This window comes from Micromonospora sp. NPDC049102 (assembly GCF_043197485.1).
Lineage (GTDB): Bacteria > Actinomycetota > Actinomycetes > Mycobacteriales > Micromonosporaceae > Micromonospora.
Window position 1 is genome coordinate 63,921 of record NZ_JBICTE010000029.1, and the last position, 18,720, is coordinate 82,640.

Genomic DNA, 18,720 nt, shown 5'->3' on the forward strand with positions numbered 1-18,720 from the left:
CGGGTCGCGCAGTCCGCCATGTTCGGATGACGGGTAAGGCGAGCCGGCTCAGGCTCCGCCATGATGCGACCTGACGATGGTTAACGACCGTCAGCGGGAGTTGCGGCGAAGAGGGCGTGGATGCGGTCCTCGTCGGGCAAACGGCCCCCGCCAGTGACCACCGCGGCCACCCCTTCTGCCTCCGCGCGGTCAACAGTCTCGTAACGGTCGATGTTCCGATCGTCATTGACGAAACGCACCACGAGCCCCGTGTCGACCGCCCATTCGCGAGCTCGGTGATCCCAGAGCACGGCTTTGCCGGCACCCGAATCCATGACGAACAGACCAGCCGGACCTCCCACGCGTTCGTCATTCCGGTAGATCACGTAATAGGTCAACAAAATCTCTCCCCAACTGAGCAACGAGGTCAGCGTCGACCGGGAAGTCCCCACGCTTCAGACCCAACTCCTGCACCGCCTGCGCAAAGTTGGTGCCCTGACTTTCCAGCCACGCTTGATATTTGAGCCACGCTCCCCTGTTACGACTCACCCACTTCGCGAAACTCGCGTCCTTGGGCGGGAAGTCCTCCCCCAGACCGGGTGGGACGTGCTCGGGCAACCGCTGCTCACGGTTGAGGGCAAGCATCCGCAGAAATGCCTGAGGATGCGATTCCGGTCGGATCGGGGGCCGTCGCAGGATCTCGTAGTCGTCATGGGTCCGCAGCCACGCCTCCCTCGACTCGGGGGTGTGGAACTGTAGTTCCATGAGGATCCCGTCGGGCGTTCGGAGGGTGCCATTGAATCCGTAGAACCTGTTGCCCACCCGCCAGAAGTTCTTCAGGGCACCCTCGGGCACGGAGAAGCCGGCCTCCACGAGGGCAGCGAGTATCAGCCGGACGGTTCGCCCGTAGCCAACACCGGGCGGCACCTCGAACAGGAACCTTAGAACGTCGTTGACGGTCTCCGCGAACTCCTCGACGCCGACCGACAAACCCCGGGCCTCGTCCAGATACTTCCGAGCCAGCGAGTCCAAGCTCTTGACGCGGAACCCGCGGTCACGCAACCGCACCGGCTCAGTCAGGCGCATGGCCTCGGACACGTCCTGGCCTGCCTGATCCAGCGCGTTCTCGACCCGGTCGGCAACGGCGCGCGCACGTTCACGAAGTTCGGTCAATCCCGTCCACTCAGTCGCCGTGAGCTGCTTCAGATCGGCAGCCAGGGACTCGGACCCGCCGCCGTCCGACGGGGACGACAGGGCGTCCGGCGTCGAGCCCGGGCCGTCCAGCAACAGGTACATACGGTTGACGTACGGGTCACCGTGGCCGCCGTCGTCGTAGCCGGGTGGATGGGTCGGCAGGTCGGGACGCTCACTGAACCGGCCCCGCGGCAGCCCGCCGAGCGGCATCGGCCGACCGTCTCCGCTCAGCACCAGCGCGTCGATGCCCACTACGTCGGGATACAGCGGCCGGTCGCGCACCAGCCCGGTCTGCGGGTCGACGTAGAGCACCGTGCCGTTCTGGTTGAGCGCCACCCAGGCGTGTGAGCCGCCGCCGGCCCACTCGGTGATCAGGAACGCGTAGCTGCCGTGGCCGCCCAGCAGCAGTTGGTCGCGCAGGTTGGCATACCCCTGCCGCGCCTGCGTCGGGTCTGGTAGTTGACCGGGGGCGAGTACGCGTTGGAAGCGGCCACCGGTGACGTCCTCCACCCGGCCCGGGCCGCCCGCCTCGCCGCGGATCGGTCGTCGGATGTCACCGTCCAGGTAGCCGTCGAAGGTGCGCGGCGCGGACACCCGAGGTCGCCCGTGCACCCAGGTCTCGAACAGCGACAGGGTGCAGTCCAGACAGTTGATGCCCCGGGTGGCGTCGGCCTGCGGGCCGCCGTCGTTCAGCAGACGGAACCAGCCGCCCTGGCGCGGATCGGCGGTATGTCGGACAGTGCCGTCGCGCTCACGCGGCATCTGCCGTTCGACGTCGACCTGGTGCAGCGCGAGTGGTGGCCGCAGCCCGCCCGGCTGCCCGTACGGGCGGGTGTCGTCGATCGGCGGGGGGACGTCGTCGCCGGTGAGCCGGGACGGACCGCTGGTCTCCACCGCGCCGAGCGCGAGGGCGCCGACGTCGGTGTTGGCGTGCGTGAACGATCCGTCGACCAGGTCGACGACCGGGGGTGCCGTGACGCCTGCCAGCACGTCGTCGGCCAGGTCACGCCAGTGGGCGTACGCGCGTGTCTCGTCGTTCGCCGCCCGCTGCCAGCCGTCGGCCCACTGCCGGTGACCGGTCTGGTGCAGGTGTCGGGCGTAGTTGGCGTACTCGACGGCCCTGCGGTCGTGTTCTTCGGCCCGCGTCCGCAGACGGGCGGCCTCGACCTGCCGGCGGTTGTTCTCGAAGCCGATCCGCTGCGACTCGAAGTGGCCCTGGTAGCGCCGCCGCTCGGCGGCCTCCGCCTCGGCGACCCACTGGGCCGCGTACCAGTCGTTGACGTCGGTCGTCGACACCGCCGGATCGCCGAACGCCACCACGTCGACGGGCACCGGAGCGCGACCTCGGGCCCTCTGTCGGGGTACGCGGGCCGGTGCGGGCGTCTCCCGCGTCGCGGGCCGCTCGGGTGCTGAGTGTCGGCCCTCCGGCGCACCGAGCAGCACGTGGGTCGCGACCCCGCCGTGCCCGGTGACGGTGTCGGGGGCGCTGACCACCGGCCCGGGAGACGTGAACGGGGACATCACCGCGGGGGTGGTCGTCCAGGCGGGACCGGCGGGCGGGCCCGCAGCGCTCGCCGCCACGCCGACCGGAGGCGCCACCCCCACCGACGCCCCGCTCGACGAAGCCAGTGGGACCGACGACGGCAGGGAAGCCGACGAGACAGTGGCCGGGGTAGCCCCGACCGGGCCAATCGACGAGACAGCGGGGGCGGGACCACCCGTCGAGCCGGACGGAGGAGCCTCGACGGCTGGCCCGCCGACCGCATCGATGGCGCCAGCCGCGGGCGTGGAGACCGCCGAGAGCGTGAGGGCTGCCGCGCCAGCAGGACGCCCCGGTTCCGCAACGTCCGAGAGGACGGGGTCGCCGTTTACGGTCGGGAGCACCGGATCGCGCTCGACGGTCGGCGCTGTCGGACTCGTGCTCTGCTCGCCACCCGCCGATCCCACGGCCTCGGAGGCTGTCGGCACCGGAGCGCCGAGGACATCCGACCCGGGCACTGCCCGCGCCGCGCCGTCACCATGCGCCGCGGGAACCGGCAGGGTCGCGGGCGACGATCCGTGTCCCGCCAGTTCGGGAGTCGGTGCCTGCGGGATCGGCAGCGGCGGGCCGCTGAGGGATGCCCCGGCCAGCGCGTCGGCCTGTGCGCGCAGGCGCGCCTGCAAGGCGTGGTCGGCCTGCGCGGTCGTCGATCCGGTGACGCCGGACGCGGCGGCACGCACCACATCGTCCACCGAGGTCAGGCCCTGACCGGTGGCGATGCTGGCGGCGCTCTCGGCGAGCATCTCGCCGGTCATCTCCCGACCCAGGTGCTCGCCGATGCGTGCCGCACGGCCGGTCGCGTGGCGGCCCAGACCGGCCAGCGGCGCGACCGCTCCCCCGGCGAGCCCGCCGACCGCCGACGCGCCCAGGTCAATCAGGTCGACGCCGTGCGCCCGGCCCGTCGAGTTCTGGTACGCCTGCGTGGCGAGGCTGATCCCGGACTCCTCGGCCGCCTCCTCCAGCCCTTCCCGGGTGGCCCGCTTCGCGAGCCCGCGCGCGCCACCCTTGGCGACCTCCTTGGCTGCCCGCTCACCAGCCTCCTTGAGCCCGCGCCGCAGAGCCTTGCTCGCCAGTTGACCCATCAGGCGCTTGAAGATCTGCTGGATCAGCAGCCGGGTGGCGGTGACCGCCGCGCCGGCCGCCGGCGACGCGGCACCCGCGGTGAGCAACGCCGCCACCGCCACCGAGAGCAGCTCGACGACCAGGATGCCCAGCTCGATCCAGACCTCGATCTTGGCACCCTCGATGTCGCAGCCGCACTCCTCGACCAGGCGGCCCAGGTCGGCGGTGACCGCGAGCAGCACCGGCAGGGGCGCGTCGTCGCCCTCGGCGATCCCACGCCAGGCCGCCTCGAAAGCGGCGTCGACGGCACCGACACCGCCGTATCCGCTGCGTACCTCGGTGGCGGCTGCGGCGGCGTCGGCGTGCGGGCCGGCGAGGACGGCGGCGACCGCGTACCACCGGTCGGCGAGGTCCCAGACGGCCCGTTCGTTGCCCTCGGGCCACTGCACGCCGATCACCCAGTCGAGGGCCTCGTAGATCCAGCCGGGCACGTCCCAGGGCGCGTAGTCCAGCGGGTGCGGGATCGGGCTGGGCAGCACGCTCATTCGGATCGTCCCGCCGTCAGCGCTGGTCGGCGGCCCGGTCGAGCCGGGCGGCGCTGCTCTGGTCGGCCTGCACGCTCGCGTCGACCGCGCTGACCACGTCAACGCCCAGCTCGGTGAGCCGCTGGCCGACGCCCGCCCAGGCACGCAGCACGGTCTGCTCGATGCCGCGGTAGCTCTGCTCGAACGCGCCGCCGATGTCGTCACGCCCCCACGGACGGGCACCGCTGGCGGCCTCGATCTCGCCGCCCTCGGACGCCCGGCGGGCCGTCACCGCCTCACCGGACAGGGCCAGGTCGGCGCCACCGCGCCGAGCCCGCGACGCGTCGAGCCAGAGCTGGCCGTCCGTCATGCCGGCCCCTCGCGTCGGCCGAGCACGGCGTCGGCACGGCCGAGCAACGTGCCGAAATCGCCGGTACGCAGGAACTCCGCCGAGCCGGAGCCAGAGGGCATGGTCTCGGCGACCAGATCCTGGGTGGCCTGGGTGGCGGCCGCCACGGCGGCGTGCACCGTCTCGGTGACCTTTCGGCTCAGCGCCTCGGCGTCGCGGTCCCGGTAGATGGCCGGGGCCAGCACGACCTCGATCAGCTGGCCCTGCGCGCCGACGGTCGCCGTGACGTGGCCGTCGGCTGAGCGCCGGGTCACCCGTAGCTGGGCGAGGCGCGCCCGCAGAGTGTCCAAACCAGACCTGAGCTGCTGGTACTGGCCGTACACGTCGTCGAATCGGGCTCGTAGCTCGCGATTGGCGTCCCGGTCCGCGCGTTCGCTCACCGCCACTCCTCACGTCACCGTCGGTATCCAAGACCATACCGGCCGCCATCGATCCGCGTAGTCCGGTAGTTTCGGTGTGTGATCGACCGTCAGCAGGCTGAGCAGCTCGCGTCCGCCTGGGCCCGACGCGACTCACAGCGCCTCGGCCACGAGTGCATCCCGGTGGTCGACGAGTTCGACCTGGGCTTCGTCATCACCTCGATCGTGTCGGGCGCGGCGCGGGCGATCCCCGGCGATCTGCCGACCACCGTCATCGACAAGCGCACCGGAAAGGTCACCACCTGGCCCCGGGTGCCGAGCACCCTCGTGGCGGACCTGTACCGGCGCAGTCAGCCCAGCGGGCCGACCGCGCCGCGCACGGTCGACGCGTCGAGCCTGCTGATCCGGGAGATCCATCGAGGTCTGACGCCGAACACGGTGGCGCACCTGACCCTCGACGGTCGCATCTGGACGGCCCAGGGCACCCGAGGAGCCGCCATGCTCAACCACCACCCGCTCGTGCGCGGCTACCTGGACGAGAGGCCCCCGGGCGAGCTGGTCCGCGGCGTCGAGTGCCACGCCGAGCTGATCGTGATCTCCGACGTGCTGCACGAGTACGACCACCGCCGGGCCGCCGAGGGCATCGAGCCGATGGGGCGGGCCGAGGCGGCGGCACTGTTGGACGCCGCGCGCTTCGAGATCTTCCGGATTCGTGAGCCGGGAGACCCGGCCGGCGGCGCTGCCGAACTGCCCTGTGACTCGTGCACCGCGTTCCTGGTACGCGCCAACGTCCTGCCGGAGTCGGCGCGGGCCTACACCGAGACGTGGCTCGCACCGGCCGAGCTCGACCCCGATCCGGGCCGCTTCCTGCCGGAGGTGGCGAACGCGCTGGTGGCGGCGGGGTGGCGCCCGCACATCGGCGATCAGATCATGGCCGCCGCCGGCGTACGCGATGTCACCGCCGTCCCGGGCCGGACCCATCGGCACGAGGTCTTTCCCGCTGCCGTGGAGGCGCTGACCGCGTTCCCCAGTCTGGTGGGTGCCCGGCGCGGCCCGGGCGAGCAGGTGTGGATCTCCCGTTTCGACATCCGCCCGCACATGATCGCGCACACCGCAGACACGCTCGCCGACCTCGGTGCGGTGCTCGGCGTACGGCTCTTTCCGATCGGCACCGAACAGCAGGACAGCATCCTCGCCGTCGACGAGCGAGGCCGGATCTTCGCCCTCGACCAGGCCGGCGACTGGTTCCTCGGTGACACGATCGACGCCGCGCTCACCACGTTGCTGCTGGGCCGTGCTCCCGCCCGCGTACGCGACGACGGCACCTGGGCGGCCGGCTAGCGCGTCGATCGACCATCAGGGTGTTCGAGGAACCCCCGGACATAGGCGTGCCACCAGTCAGATCGGTTTCGACATGCCAGCACGGATGCGGAGCACAAGCCGCCAGATTAGGGCCCGGAAGCCGATTGATGCCGTCACCGATCGTGTCCACACTGGTGCGATGCCTCAACCGTCAACGTGGAGATTGCGGACCTTGGCTCTGGGGGCAGCCGCTCTCACCCTCGGCGGGGTCGCGATCGCCTGGAAGCTCAATCGCGTCGAATCGCTCAGCTGGCTCGCCGGCATCGGAAGCTTCGTGTTGGCGGCCGTCACGCTTCTCACCTCCGGCAGTGGCGGTGGTAGCACCCAGCGCACCTTCCTGGCGCGGCTCGGTGGGCGGATCAGGCGGGTTCTCCTCTCTGACGCGCAGAGGAACACCACCATCCAAGCCACAACCGGCGGGATCATCGAGGACATCACGGTCAGCGGGCCGTCTCTGCCGGCCGCGCCGACACCCGGAGAGTCACCGACGGACCGGCTCACGCCAGCCGTTCCGGCCGACCTGGGGAGGCGAGGCATGGTGGACCCCACACCGTCCACCGAGCCTTCTTCCGCCGTCAGGCTCCACGCGGAACTACCTCACGGGGTCACCCGGATTCGGGTTCTGGACGGTCTCGTCGACCGCGCCGATCAACTGGATCGGGTGCTGGACGGCATCCGGCGCAACCTCAACGGGACGGTCACCGTACTCGGGGCGAAGGGCATGGGCAAGACCTCGTTCATCGGTTTACTGCGGAAGGCCATCCAGCGCGAATTCCCGGACATCGTGATGATGCCCGTTCGAGCGGACATGACAGCGGAGCCTTACGGGCTGAGTGAGGCATATCGGGGCGAGTATGGCGCGGACACCACAAGCGTCATCTCGGTCCTATTGTTGGAGAAGTCGACACAGTTTCTTGGAGATCTGGCGCAGGCGGTGGCGCGTCAGTTTCCAGGTTTCCTGATCGCAGCGGAGGCAACACGCAGCGCTGCAAACACCGTCACGGTGAACAATACGTTCACCGCCAAGTCGTGGGGAAGGATGTCCAACGCCGCGCTGGAGATGAACGTCGGAGGTGAGAGCCCGGTCGAGCGTGTACGTCAGGCCCAACGACGCGTAGACGAGGCGTTCATCGCCGACTGGCATGGGTTTACCGCCGGTCGACGCGCGGTGCTGCTTCTTGACGGGTTCGAGACCCTCATCGACGACGCGGTAGGCCAGTGGTTCGTCAGATTTGCCGCCCGCCTTCCGAACACCACCGTGGTGCTGTCGCTCGTACCCCGCGAGTTCGCCGAGCACGGCCGGCAGGTGTTGGACCCGGCCCTCGTTCAGGAACTGCCACGGTTCACCGCAACGGAGACGCATGCCTACCTGGCGCACCACTTCGGCAACCAGGCCGATGCACGCCTGGCGGGCGTCGTCTACGACTTCACCGGCGGCCACCCGTACGGGCTCAGTCTCGTCGTCCAGTTCATGCGCGCCCACCGCGGCGAGGCGCTTGAGCCAAGCCGCCTGCGGGATCTGCTGTCGCAACTCTCTCAGGGCGACCGGCAGGTGGACGACCTCGTCCGGGCGGTGATACGACCGGAGCGCCATCCGGACGTGTGGCGGGTGGCCGAGATCGCCTCCCTGTTGAACACCTTTGACGTGCCGATGCTCGTCTTCATTCTCGCCGGCGAGGATCTGGCCTCCACACCGGAACGGGTGGGCCACGCCGTACAGCGCATCGAGCACCTCGGTTTGATTGATCCACTTCCAGTGGCCGGGCGGTTCCGGCTGCACGACTTCATCCGACCGTCGATGTCCGAGGCACTACGGGAATTTCAACCCGACCGGTGGACGCACATTCACCGACGCGCGGCCACGTACTACTACGAGCGCATCATGTCACTGGAAGACAAAACATCCACCGTGTACGGCTCGTGGTTCAAGTACGAGAACGTCGTGTGGCAGATGTACGAGGCCGAGTGGTTGTCGCACTCCGCTCAACTCGTCAACGAACGAGAAGTCGCGCGCGCCCAGTTCATCGTGCTCTTTTTGGAGGCGTTCTGGTGGTGGGGGCTTTACGTCGATTTTTCTTTCTGTCGCCAGTTGCTGGACAGCTGGCAGCGGTCGGCCCGCGACGATCTGGACCGAGACCTCGTCAAGGAGCTGCGCCGCTTTCACGAAAACTATCCGACGGGCCCGAACAAGCCGCCCGGCGCGCACTGGGCTGAGGTACGCCACGCGATACGCACGGTCGGCCAGCTGTGCGGCGTGCACAACGGATGGCAGGATGCGCGCTATTCCGTGGAGGTCCAGGAGACCCGTCGCAAAGCATGGCTCTATCTCGGCATCTTCAACGCCCACTCGTACTGGTACGACCGCCGGCCCGATGCCGCCGACGCCGCGTACCGAAGACTTGAGCCGGAGTTCCTCGACCTCGACGATGAGTGGCTGCTGGCCTGGATCTACTTCGAGTGGGCCGAAGTGGCGCTGACCGCCGGTGATCGCACCTCCGCAGCCGCCCGGTGCCGACAGTCGAGCGGGTACGTCCGCCAACTAGCCGAGGCCGGGGAATCCGAGTCGGAACTGCTGGCCAACCTGCATCGACTGCTCGGTGACCTCTTCTCCGACACAGACCGGACCATCGCCGCCGAGCAGTACGGCCAAGCGGTGAAGCGGGCCTTCCTGTTCCACTTGACGGACGACCCACTCGGCCCCGCGGTCAGCGGACCGGACGAGTACACCAGTCAGTTTCACGCCGAGATGACGCTCCGGGCGGCCGCCCAGCTCGCCGAGTGGTGGCAGGATCCTCGCCGCGACGCGATCCTGAGGGCCCTGATCGAGCCGACCGTTCGCCAGGCGCCGCTGACCATCGATGCGGGCCTTGCTGCCAACGATGGGTCGTTGAAGTCAAGAGAACAGGTGATCCTGGGGCTGTTGCCGCGTCGGCCGCGCGTCGACGAACTTTACCGACGCTCCGGGACCTTCATCGACTACTGGGGGGACGTCGTCGAACACCTCGACCCGGATGTCACGGCCGAACTCGACCGCATCGACGAACTGGCCGCTGGACTGATGGGCGGCTCAGCCGACTAACGGTTCAGCTCAAGCCGGTCGACCAGCCAGGCCGTCTGCCAGGATCGCTCCTCGTCGTACCGGTCCCCGGCGGAGTCCGGCCGGCGAGCCTGGGCGGCCCGGGCGGCCACGTAACCGAGAGCCGGAACCGGATAGGTCTGGGCCATCTCGACTGCGTCGGCCAGGTAGGCGCAGAGCAGGGCGGCGTTTTCCCGGCCGGACAGCGCCGCTGCCCGCTGGAGGTCCAGGGCTGTCTCGGTCACCCCGGCGAAGGGATCGGATTCGGGATGACGGTCGCGGGGCGTCAACAACCGGTCCGCCACCTCGGTCAACGGATGGCCGCCCGGGTCGCCGTACTCGGCCGCCGCGTGAGCGGCCGTCCGCCCCACGCAGACGCGAACGAACGCGGCGCTCGCATCGGCGTCCCACTGCGGCACACGCTTCGCCAGCCGCCCGCTAGGGGCCACGACCTTGTGACCGGCCACGGCGACCGGGCCTTTCAACTCGACCGACCACAGTTCGTCGTGCAACCAGTAGGGGAGGTCCTCGACTCGACACGCGTGCAGCCCCCGTACACAGGGGACCGTGGTGGTTGCCTGTAGCCAGCCGGTCGACCACACCTGGCCGGAGAAGGGTGCGACCCGACCAGAGGCCAGAAATTTGTAGTAGTTCATCGCGTGGGTTCGGCCCGCTCGACGTCGGTTCCTGCTGCGATGGCACCGGCGGTGGCGTTCCCGGCGGCCAAGGTGAGCAGACGCTCCGGCGGCGGCCGACCGGGCAGGCTGGAAAGACTCGTCCGAAGTTCCCGCACCTTACTCACGTGGCTCATGCAGGCGGGGCAGACCAGCAGGTGCAGCTCGACCAACTCCCGTCGGTCCGGAGCTGCGGTGCCGTCGATCAGACGCGCCGTCAACGACACCGCAGAGTCACAGCGCAGAAAGGTGTCCATCGCTCTCATCCTTGTCGAGTTCACGGTCAATGAGGGCAACCACCTCGGTCCGGGCCACGCCGACCAGCTCAAGGTATGCCTGCTCATCCTGGCCGATGAGAGCTGCCGCCTCGGCCGGCGTGGCGCCAAGCACATCGGAGAGAATGACGGCAACCCTCGGCAGCGGGGGCAGCCGCCGAACGGTCCGTGCGACGAGTGGACTTGGCGGGAGCGCCCCGTCCCAACTGGGCGGATTTTTCCGCCACCAGCCCGCCCACGGATCGTCCTCGCCGAGAAACCACGCCTGGAGCACCTCGGCGTCGACCGGGTCCGGTGAGACGAACAGCAACCCGGCATCGGACAGCGCGTCCAGTAGTGCGGCTAGCACGACGACCCGCGGTCGGGGCAGGCGTTCCCCGGCCGTCAGCCTCGCCAGCACCCGCGACCAGACGTCGTCGAGCAGGGACTGAGCGCGACCATCGCTGGCCAGGAGATCCAGGGCGCTGACTGTCGTCGGGTAATCCCGCCGCAGCAGTTCGACAGCCACATTCAACGGGGGAACCGTGGGATGCTGATCCAAGGCCAGCGGGGTCAGCTCGGGCCCCTGGCGGTCGACGACCGAGACCAAGGCGTTGAACTCAGGATCATCGTGGACCTCGAGCCCTTCCACTGACTCGTAGTACTCGATGAGGAAAGACTTCACGAGATCTTTCGGCACTGCCGCGTCGCTGGGCTGAACGGCCAGGAGCATGCCAGGCTCCCGGAGCGCGTCGGGACGAAGCCGGGGCTGGGCGAACGGGACAGGCAGCAAGCCGAACCCGGCCCGTTGGTAGAAGCGCAGCCGCGCGGCGGGGTCACCGAACTCACCAGCCGGGTGCAGTCGTGGATCTTCGACCTCGGCGAGGATCACGTCGGCGCCCGACCGTTCCCGCCATGCTGGCAACAGGCGGCCCACCAACGCACCGCCGATCCCGCCGCCGCGGATCCCCGGTCGCACGGCGAGGTAGCTCAGCAGCAAAACTCCGTCGAAGGGGTCGGCCACGATGACTCCGACGGGTGCGCCGTCGTGTAGCGCCACGCCGACGAGCGTCGTACTCGAGTCGATCAGGACCTCGATGTCCTCCAACTGGTCCGGCGGGAAGCTCGGCACCAGGACGTCGGCGTAGACGCGCCGCAGCAGGTCAAGGTCGGGCTTGGCATCCAGGTCACGAAGCTCGATGCGCCCGATGGCCGCGTCAACCGTCGAGGGCGTCATCCCACCATCCTCGGTTCTGGATGCTGGCCGCCGCAAGTGGCGTGGCACCAACGGGCGAGGCAGAACCGGGCCGTGGCCGTCAGTGATTCGGTGGGATTACGCGGAGGTGGCCTCGGCGGCCGGTCTGGTGGGGGTTCTCCGGGCGTGGCTGGTCGGGCTCCGGAGGGCGGGGAGCCGGACGGGCGGCCTCGCGGACCGCCTCGGCAAGCGCCACCAGGTCGTCGGTGGTGGGCGGGGGCGGCTCGAACTCGCCCTCGTGCCGGACCACGTCCCAGCCGCGCGGCGCGGTGAGGCTGCGGGCGTGCTGCTCACACAGGTCGTACGTGTGCGGCTCGGCGAACGCCGCCAACGGGCCGACCACGGCTGTCGACTCGTTGTAGACATAGGTCAATGTGGCGACCGCTTGCCGGGGGCAGCCGTTACGGGAGCAGCGCCGTGGTGACCTCACGTGCGGCAGGGTATCTCCATTACCGGGTCCGGCGCATCGCTTCGCGTTGCGACACGCCCGTCGTGGTGATCACAATCCGCGGTTCGTGCCGCGCCGCGCCACGCTGGCGGCGGTGCCGCTGGCCGGCCAGGCACGGGGGCTACCCTTTGCCTCATGACGAGCCCGGAACACCGCCGCCCCGGCCCCGGCCGGCGGACGCACCGCGACCGGCACGGGCGTGGCCTGCGCGGGCGCCTGGTGCCGGCGACCGTGCCGTTGGCGCGGACCAAGGCGGAGGTCTTCGACGACCTGGTCCTGGACACCGTCGAGACGTTGGAGCGACGGTTCGCCAAGGAGCTGGCCGGCGTCGAGTTTGCGGTCGAGGACGTTCCGCCGGACCTGAACGTCTACGACTCCGACGTGCTGGAGGACGGCGAGGTGCCGCTGGCCCGGCTGCTGCCGGGTCGTCCCGGCCGTCAGGAGGTGCCGCCCCGGATCGTGCTGTATCGCCGGCCCCTGGAATTCCGGGCGATGGACCGCGAAGATCTCGCCGACCTCGTCCATGACGTGATCATCGAGCAGGTGGCGAACCTGCTCGGGGTCGACCCCGACGAGCTGGCCTGAGTCGGGCGGCCCCCACCGCCTCGACTCCGCACCACCCCCGACCCCGCACCGCTCAGGCGGCGCGCCGCTTCAACTTGCGCCGTTCCCGCTCCGAGAGCCCACCCCAGATCCCGAACCGCTCGTCGTGGCCGAGAGCGTATTCGAGGCATTCGGTCTTGACCTCGCAGCGCGAGCAGATTCGCTTCGCCTCGCGGGTCGAGCCGCCCTTCTCGGGAAAGAACGCCTCGGGGTCGGTCTGCGAGCACAAGGCCCGCTCCTGCCACTCCGGCGCGTTTCCGAGCAGGTCGGCCACCTCAAGCTGGCCGTCCATCAAATGCCTCCTTGTCGCGCACCGGCGTCATCGCCGCTGCAACCCCCACGCGAAAGGCGTGCGTGTCCGTCCGGTCCCGTTTTGTTGCGTTCCGTGCGAACAACCCCATTCAAATTACACGCGTGTAATACGTGCGCCGTCAAGCCAAACTTGATAATGGAGTCGCCCTCCCGACAACCCTGGCCGGCCACCAGGACCGTCCAGCCTCGCAACCTGCCCTATCGATTCAGACCCCGGCCGAGTAACGCCCTCTCCGGCGAGTTGCTCGACTTTTCTGCCGTGGCGCTCCCCCGACGCCCCGCCGGGCGAGGAGCGCCAGCACCCTCCCCCACAAAGCTGATCTTGGTGGGGGACAGGTTAACGCGGCGCGGTGCAGACTGCCCGTCCGGCCGTGGACAGCGTTCGCACCCCGCCCACGATGTGGACGGGGTGCGAACGGAAAGGTGGCGCGAAGAGGTCAGCCGGCGGCCCCGAAACTGCTGCTCGGCCAGGCGAACTCGGCTATGCCTCCACCATGGACGGACACGGTGCCGGCTGACGTGTTCTCGTCCCACCAGACGGTATAAACGCCCTCGGGAAGATCGGGGTAGACCGCACTGTGGAACGAACCGTCCCGCACCCGGCGCTCCCGTACGGCCGAGTGGACCCGCCGATCGTCGCCGCGACTGATCTCGATCTCCCGGCCGTGCAGATCCCGACCCGTGTAGATGATCAAGGCACCGGTGTCGCCGCCCAGATCGAGGACGACGCTCCCCGTCTCCGACGGCCCGTACGTGTGCTCGTGCACGACTGCTCCCCCGGCCGCGGTCAGGACGACGCCGGCGGGTTGTTGAACCCGTCGTACGGCGTACCGAGGTAGGGGAAGTTCGCGAGGAACGGAGCCGTCACGTCCGCGGCGCTGAGCCCCGGAGTCACGGCGCCGGCCGCCGCGTCCGGCCGGAACGTCTTGTCGACGAGCGGGACGGTCACGCCGGCGATCGCCCGCAACGCGATACTCACCACGTCGTCGCCGACCCGCCGACCGTTCGGGAAACCGGCCAGGTCGCCGCCGAGCACACCGAACCGGTCCGGCCGACGGTTCGGCGCGATCGCTGTGTTCAGGCGCAGCATGTCGGCCGGCACGTCGCCGGTGACGTTGGTGAAGCCGTCGATGAGACCGGCCGGCACGCCGGTGAGCAGGATCGCCACCAGGTCCGCGCGGGCCTTCTTGGACTTGTTGAGCTTGTCCAGGTTCGGAAAGACGTCCGGATACAGCGCCGGCAGCAGCGCCGCCAACTCCGGCTGCTCGACGAACCGCGCGAACCGCTTGTCCTCCGACGGCGGCAGCGAGTTCCACAGGTCCTTCTTGGACATCGGAACGATGACCTCGTTGAACAGCGGATTGCCCAGCCGGGAGACCTGGGTGAACGGGCCGGTGGACGTGTCCGCTCCGCCCCGGTCACCGAGCACCCGGACCTGCCGGCGCGACGCCGACGTCCACACCCCCAGCACGGATGCGGCATCGGCGGGACCGTACCGGTTGGCGCGGCGACGCACCTGCTTCAGCGGCACCTGCACGGCGATGCTGTGCACGTTCATCCGGTCGGTGGCGTTGACCGGCTCGCCCTCGGTCTTGAAGATCTTCTTGCCGGCCACGTGCAACTGCTGGAACGGCCGCAGCGTGCCGAGGTCGAAGATCGCCCCCAGGTCGACGAAGAAGCCGTCCGCGCGCTGCCCGGCGAAGACCCGCTCCCCCGTCGACAGGGTGTACGTGGCCTGCCGTACCAGGTCGGCGTACTTCGGGGTCGACAGCGGGCCGACGTTGCACGGTGGGCACGGCAGCTTGTGCGCGAGCCGGTGTTCCTTGCCGTCGGTGATCCGGGTCAGGCTGTAGAACTGCCGGCGGTTCCAGTTCTTGCTGTCCAGTGAGTCGATCGGGCCCGTGTTGTAGAGGAAGCTGTTCGGGTTGGTGATCTCGGTGGTGAACTCGAACCGGTAGGTGACGTCAGGATGCCCGTCACCGTTGTTGTCGATGTGGATCTCGTAGCGCACGTCGTCGCCGAACTCGAAGAAGTTCGGCCCCCCGGACGGGAGCTGCAACGGCACGTAGTTGGCGATCAACGTGACCGTGTCGGGCTTGTCGGGGCTGACGAACGCGTAAAGGTCGGAGCTGTCGGCGACCGGGTCCTTGGCTATCTCCGGGGCCTCGCGGTGGGAAGACATGACGGACCAACCTCACTGGGCGGGGACTGATGGCGGGGCGGAGGGTGCTGGTCAGCGCCGGGCGGCGCGGCGCAGCCGGTCCGCGAGGCCGCGGTCGCGTACCTCGATCCGGGATTCACCGACGAAGACGTCCATCGTTCCGGACGCGGCGTCGCGCAGATGCACGACGATCGGCTCGTCGGCCCGAGCGGACGCGCCGGGCGCGTTCTGGGCGGCCGACAGGCCTGGCACGGTGAGCGCGGCCGCGCCGAGGGTGGCGCTGGCTGCGGCGGTCAACGTCTGCCGGCGGGTCAGTCGCGGCCAGGGCCGCTTCCGCTGATCACTGGTCATGGGGAACCTTTCCGGCGGCGGCGCGCACGCGCCCGCGGTGACGGACGGGTCCGGTGCCGCCGACCGACGCCGCCGGGCCCCTGAGGGAACACCGGCGGCGATCCTCGCCGCGACCGCCGCCGGCACCGCTTGGTACGGCCGACGGCGGGAAAAGGTTCGACCTCAGCGCCGGGCGTGACCGTACGCGGTCGTTCGCTTGCGCGCCGGACGCCCGGCGGCCGTCGCGATGGCCCGCAACTGCTCCTCGGTACGCGCCGAACCGTTGTCGGACCCCGCCATCCGGGAGATGGTCTCCTCCATCAGGGTGCCGCCCAGGTCGTTGCAGCCACCCTGGAGCATCGCCACGGTGCCCTCGTCGCCGAGTTTGACCCAGGAGCACTGGATGTTGTCGATCCGGCCGTGCAGCAGCAGGCGGGACATGGCGTGCACCACCCGGTTCTCCCGCCAGGTCGGCCCCGGTCGGGCGATCCCGGCCAGGTAGATCGGGGCGTTGGTGTGCACGAACGGCAGCGCCACGAACTCGGTGAACCCACTCGTACGGTCCTGCACGCCGGCCAGCACCCGGAAGTGCGCGAGCCACTGTCCAGGGTGGTCGACATGGCCGTACATCATGGTGGAGCTGGACCGGATGCCCAGCTCATGGGCCGTGCTGACCACCTCGACCCAGGCGGCCGCCGGCAGTTTGCCCTTGGTCAGCACCCAGCGCACGTCGTCGTCGAGGATCTCGGCGGCGGTGCCCGGGATGGTGTCCAGACCGGCCTCGCGGAGCTGGGTCAGCCACTCGCGGACCGGCACGCCGGCCTTCGCCGCGGCCGTGACGATCTCCATCGGGGAGAACGCGTGCACGTGCATCTCCGGCACCCGTGCCTTGATGGCCCGCACGATGTCCGCGTAGCCGGTGACCGGCATCTTCGGATCGATCCCGCCCTGGAGGCACACCTCGCTGGCACCGGCCGTCCACGCCTGCTCGGCCCGGTCCGCGACCTGGTCGACGGAGAGCCGGTACGCGTCGGCGTCCCGCTCACGCTGGGCGAACGCGCAGAATCGGCAGCCCACGTAGCAGACGTTGCTGAAGTTGATGTTGCGGTTGACCACGTAGGTCACGTCGTCACCGACCGCGTCCCGGCGCACGTCGTCGGCGAGCCGGCACAGCTCGTCCAACGCCGGCCCGTCCGCGCCGAACAACGCCAGCGCCGCATCCGTGTGTGCGGGTTCGAGCAGCGCCGCCGGGTCGTCGGCCGCGAGCCGCAGCCCGGCCGCCAGGTCACGGTCCGCGCCGCCAGCGGCCGCCACCGGGGGTACGTCCGCTCGGCGCGCCGCCGCCTCCGGACTGACCTTGCCGGCCACCGCCCTCGCCTCCGGGGTGACCCTTCCGGCCACCGCTTTCGCCTCCGGGGTGACCTTGCCGGCGACCTCGGCCCAGTCGCCGTAGACGCTGTCGAAGTCGCCGCGCCGGTCGTCGGTGCGGCCGGTGGTGTCGATGGTGGCGTGCAGGTCGATCCGTCCGCCGAACACCTCCTCCGGCTCCTGCCAGGGGCGGCCCTGCGGGAGGGCCGACTCGACCGCCATCCCGGTCGCCGGGTCGGCGAGGGCGCTCACGTGCGGCAGCAGCCGCGGGTCGAGCCACGGGTCGCCCGCCCGCACGTACTCGGGATAGATGGTCAACCGCTCGCGCAGCGTGAACCCGGCCAGCTCGGTGTGCCTGGCCAGCTCCTCGATCTGCGGCCAGGGACGCTCCGGGTTCACATGGTCCGGAGTGAGCGGGGAAACACCGCCCCAGTCGTCGATCCCGGCGCGCAGCAGGAGCTCGTACTCGCCGGCGATGAGGTTCGGCGGGGCCTGGATGCGGGCCTTCGGGCCGAGCAGCAGCCGGGCCACCGCCACCGTGGCCGCGAGATCGTGTAGCTCCGCATCGGGCATGCCGCGCATCGCCGTGTCCGGCTTGGCCCGGAAGTTCTGCACGATCACCTCCTGGAGGTGCCCGTACTCCCGGTGCGCGCGGCGGATCGCGAACAACGCGTCCACCCGCTCGGCCGGTGTCTCCCCGATGCCGATGAGGATGCCGGTGGTGAACGGCACCCCGACCCGGCCCGCGTCGTCGAGCACCCGCAGCCGTACCGCCGGCTCCTTGTCCGGTGACCCGTAGTGCGGCCCACCCGGCTCGGACCACAGCCGCGTCGCGGTGGTCTCCAACATCATGCCCATGCTGGGCGCGACCGGCTTGAGCCTCTGCAACTCCGACCACGACAGCACGCCCGGGTTGAGGTGCGGCAACAGGCCGGTCTCCTCCAGCACGGCCACCGCGCAGGCGCGCAGGTAGTCGAGGGTGGAGTCGTAGCCGCGCTCGTCCAGCCACGTACGCGCCGCCGGCCACCGCTCCTCCGGCCGGTCACCGAGGGTGAACAGGGCCTCCTTGCAGCCCTGCGCGGCACCCTCACGGGCGATGGCCAGCACCTCGTCCCGGTCCAGGAACGGCGCCGGCAACCGATGCGGCACGGTGGCGAACGTGCAGTAGTGGCAGCGGTCCCGGCAGAGCCGGGTCAGCGGGATGAAGACCTTCTTCGAGTACGTGACGACGCCCGGACGCCCGGCCTCGCGCAACCCGGCGTCGCGGATGTGACCGGCCACCCGGAGCAACTCGTCGAGAGCATCACCGCGGGCGGCGAGCAGCGCGGTGGCCTCGTCAAGGTCCAGCGCCCGCCCGGCGGCGGCCCGGCCCAGGGCACGCCGCACGCTCGCCTCGCTGGGACCGGAGTGGGTGCGATCAACCATCCGCTCACCCTATGCGCACCCCACCCCACCCACCCCCAGCCCCGCCCCGCCCGCCCTGCCCCCGCGCCGCCCCTCCCTGCCCCTGCCCCTGCCCCGCCCCGCCCCGCCCCGCCCCGCCCCGTCGATCATGAAGTTATTGCACGTTCACGCGGCGTGTCGGCGCAATAACTTCATGATCGACGTAGGCAGAGCCCAGGGTGGCCCAAGATCTGCGCGACTTCCCTGTTGTTGCTGCCTCAGCGGCGGCTGAGGCAGCAACAACCCTGTTCTTGTGCGGATCTTGCGGGGGCTTCGGGCGTGCGTTGCGGGTCAGAGGGCGGGGGGTGGGGTGGGCCGGGCGTGGGTGGGCCGGGCGTGGGGTGGGCCGGGCGTGGGGTGGGCCGGG

The 18,720-nt window shown here is 70.1% G+C and carries 16 protein-coding genes; 3 read left to right on the plus strand and 13 right to left on the minus strand.

The window, feature by feature from the left end; all coding sequences use genetic code 11:
• Positions 1-80 precede the first annotated feature (80 nt).
• Genes ACGFH9_RS24040 through ACGFH9_RS24055 form a run of 4 tightly spaced genes read right to left on the minus strand, consistent with a single transcriptional unit; the run spans position 81 to position 5,088 of the window.
• On the minus strand, positions 81-377 hold the full coding sequence (locus ACGFH9_RS24040) for a hypothetical protein (RefSeq protein WP_393223105.1): 297 nt from the start codon (positions 375-377) through the stop codon (positions 81-83).
• Entirely contained in the window at positions 349-4,320 is a 3,972-nt protein-coding gene (locus ACGFH9_RS24045; protein ID WP_393223108.1) for a toxin glutamine deamidase domain-containing protein, read from the minus strand. The genes ACGFH9_RS24040 and ACGFH9_RS24045 overlap by 29 nt, the downstream gene beginning before the upstream one ends.
• A gap of 16 nt (positions 4,321-4,336) precedes the next feature.
• A complete protein-coding gene (locus ACGFH9_RS24050) occupies positions 4,337-4,669 on the minus strand; it encodes a hypothetical protein (protein WP_393223111.1) in 333 nt (110 codons plus the stop codon).
• Positions 4,666-5,088, minus strand: a complete 423-nt coding sequence (locus ACGFH9_RS24055) for a YbaB/EbfC family nucleoid-associated protein (protein WP_393223114.1) — start codon at positions 5,086-5,088, stop codon at positions 4,666-4,668. Before ACGFH9_RS24055 ends, ACGFH9_RS24050 begins: the two co-directional genes overlap by 4 nt.
• A 78-nt stretch (positions 5,089-5,166) precedes the next feature.
• On the opposite strand from ACGFH9_RS24055, the gene ACGFH9_RS24060 reads away from it, so the two are divergent.
• Together ACGFH9_RS24060 and ACGFH9_RS24065 are read left to right on the plus strand one after the other, a co-directional pair.
• Positions 5,167-6,408 carry an SUKH-3 domain-containing protein gene (locus ACGFH9_RS24060; RefSeq protein ID WP_393223117.1) on the plus strand — a complete coding sequence of 414 codons (1,242 nt, stop codon included), beginning with the start codon at positions 5,167-5,169 and terminating at the stop codon, positions 6,406-6,408.
• 193 nt (positions 6,409-6,601) lie between these two features.
• Positions 6,602-9,508, plus strand: coding sequence for a hypothetical protein (locus tag ACGFH9_RS24065; protein ID WP_393223119.1), 2,907 nt, complete (start codon positions 6,602-6,604; stop codon positions 9,506-9,508).
• On the opposite strand, the gene ACGFH9_RS24070 is transcribed toward ACGFH9_RS24065, so the two are convergent.
• The 4 genes from ACGFH9_RS24070 to ACGFH9_RS24085 all read right to left on the minus strand — a co-directional run bounded on the left by ACGFH9_RS24070 (position 9,505) and on the right by ACGFH9_RS24085 (position 12,118).
• The gene (locus ACGFH9_RS24070; RefSeq protein WP_393223123.1) at positions 9,505-10,161 is read right to left on the minus strand and encodes a hypothetical protein; all 657 of its coding nucleotides are present in this window, start codon (positions 10,159-10,161) and stop codon (positions 9,505-9,507) included. The two genes, ACGFH9_RS24065 and ACGFH9_RS24070, sit on opposite strands and share 4 nt — an antisense overlap.
• Positions 10,158-10,436 (minus strand): anti-sigma factor family protein, encoded by a 279-nt coding sequence (locus ACGFH9_RS24075; RefSeq protein WP_393223126.1) that lies wholly within the window; start codon positions 10,434-10,436, stop codon positions 10,158-10,160. Before ACGFH9_RS24075 ends, ACGFH9_RS24070 begins: the two co-directional genes overlap by 4 nt.
• Positions 10,414-11,670, minus strand: coding sequence for a GNAT family N-acetyltransferase (locus tag ACGFH9_RS24080; RefSeq protein ID WP_393223129.1), 1,257 nt, complete (start codon positions 11,668-11,670; stop codon positions 10,414-10,416). Before ACGFH9_RS24080 ends, ACGFH9_RS24075 begins: the two co-directional genes overlap by 23 nt.
• A gap of 79 nt (positions 11,671-11,749) precedes the next feature.
• A complete protein-coding gene (locus ACGFH9_RS24085; RefSeq protein ID WP_355239687.1) occupies positions 11,750-12,118 on the minus strand; it encodes a DUF3499 domain-containing protein in 369 nt (122 codons plus the stop codon).
• A gap of 153 nt (positions 12,119-12,271) precedes the next feature.
• Between ACGFH9_RS24085 and ACGFH9_RS24090 the strand changes: the two genes are divergently transcribed.
• Entirely contained in the window at positions 12,272-12,721 is a 450-nt protein-coding gene (locus ACGFH9_RS24090; protein ID WP_091292591.1) for a metallopeptidase family protein, read from the plus strand.
• Between the two features lie 52 nt (positions 12,722-12,773).
• On the opposite strand, the gene ACGFH9_RS24095 is transcribed toward ACGFH9_RS24090, so the two are convergent.
• The 5 genes from ACGFH9_RS24095 to ACGFH9_RS24115 all read right to left on the minus strand — a co-directional run bounded on the left by ACGFH9_RS24095 (position 12,774) and on the right by ACGFH9_RS24115 (position 18,335).
• A complete protein-coding gene (locus tag ACGFH9_RS24095) occupies positions 12,774-13,031 on the minus strand; it encodes a WhiB family transcriptional regulator (protein ID WP_007455784.1) in 258 nt (85 codons plus the stop codon).
• A gap of 457 nt (positions 13,032-13,488) precedes the next feature.
• The gene (locus ACGFH9_RS24100) at positions 13,489-13,818 is read right to left on the minus strand and encodes a phospholipase (protein WP_393223134.1); all 330 of its coding nucleotides are present in this window, start codon (positions 13,816-13,818) and stop codon (positions 13,489-13,491) included.
• A 20-nt stretch (positions 13,819-13,838) separates the two neighbouring features.
• The gene (locus ACGFH9_RS24105; RefSeq protein ID WP_393223137.1) at positions 13,839-15,233 is read right to left on the minus strand and encodes a DUF4331 domain-containing protein; all 1,395 of its coding nucleotides are present in this window, start codon (positions 15,231-15,233) and stop codon (positions 13,839-13,841) included.
• A 51-nt stretch (positions 15,234-15,284) separates the two neighbouring features.
• Positions 15,285-15,563, minus strand: a complete 279-nt coding sequence (locus ACGFH9_RS24110; protein WP_355239678.1) for a hypothetical protein — start codon at positions 15,561-15,563, stop codon at positions 15,285-15,287.
• Positions 15,564-15,725: 162 nt separating this feature from the next.
• Entirely contained in the window at positions 15,726-18,335 is a 2,610-nt protein-coding gene (locus ACGFH9_RS24115) for a bifunctional FO biosynthesis protein CofGH (RefSeq protein ID WP_393223139.1), read from the minus strand.
• Positions 18,336-18,720 lie beyond the last annotated feature (385 nt).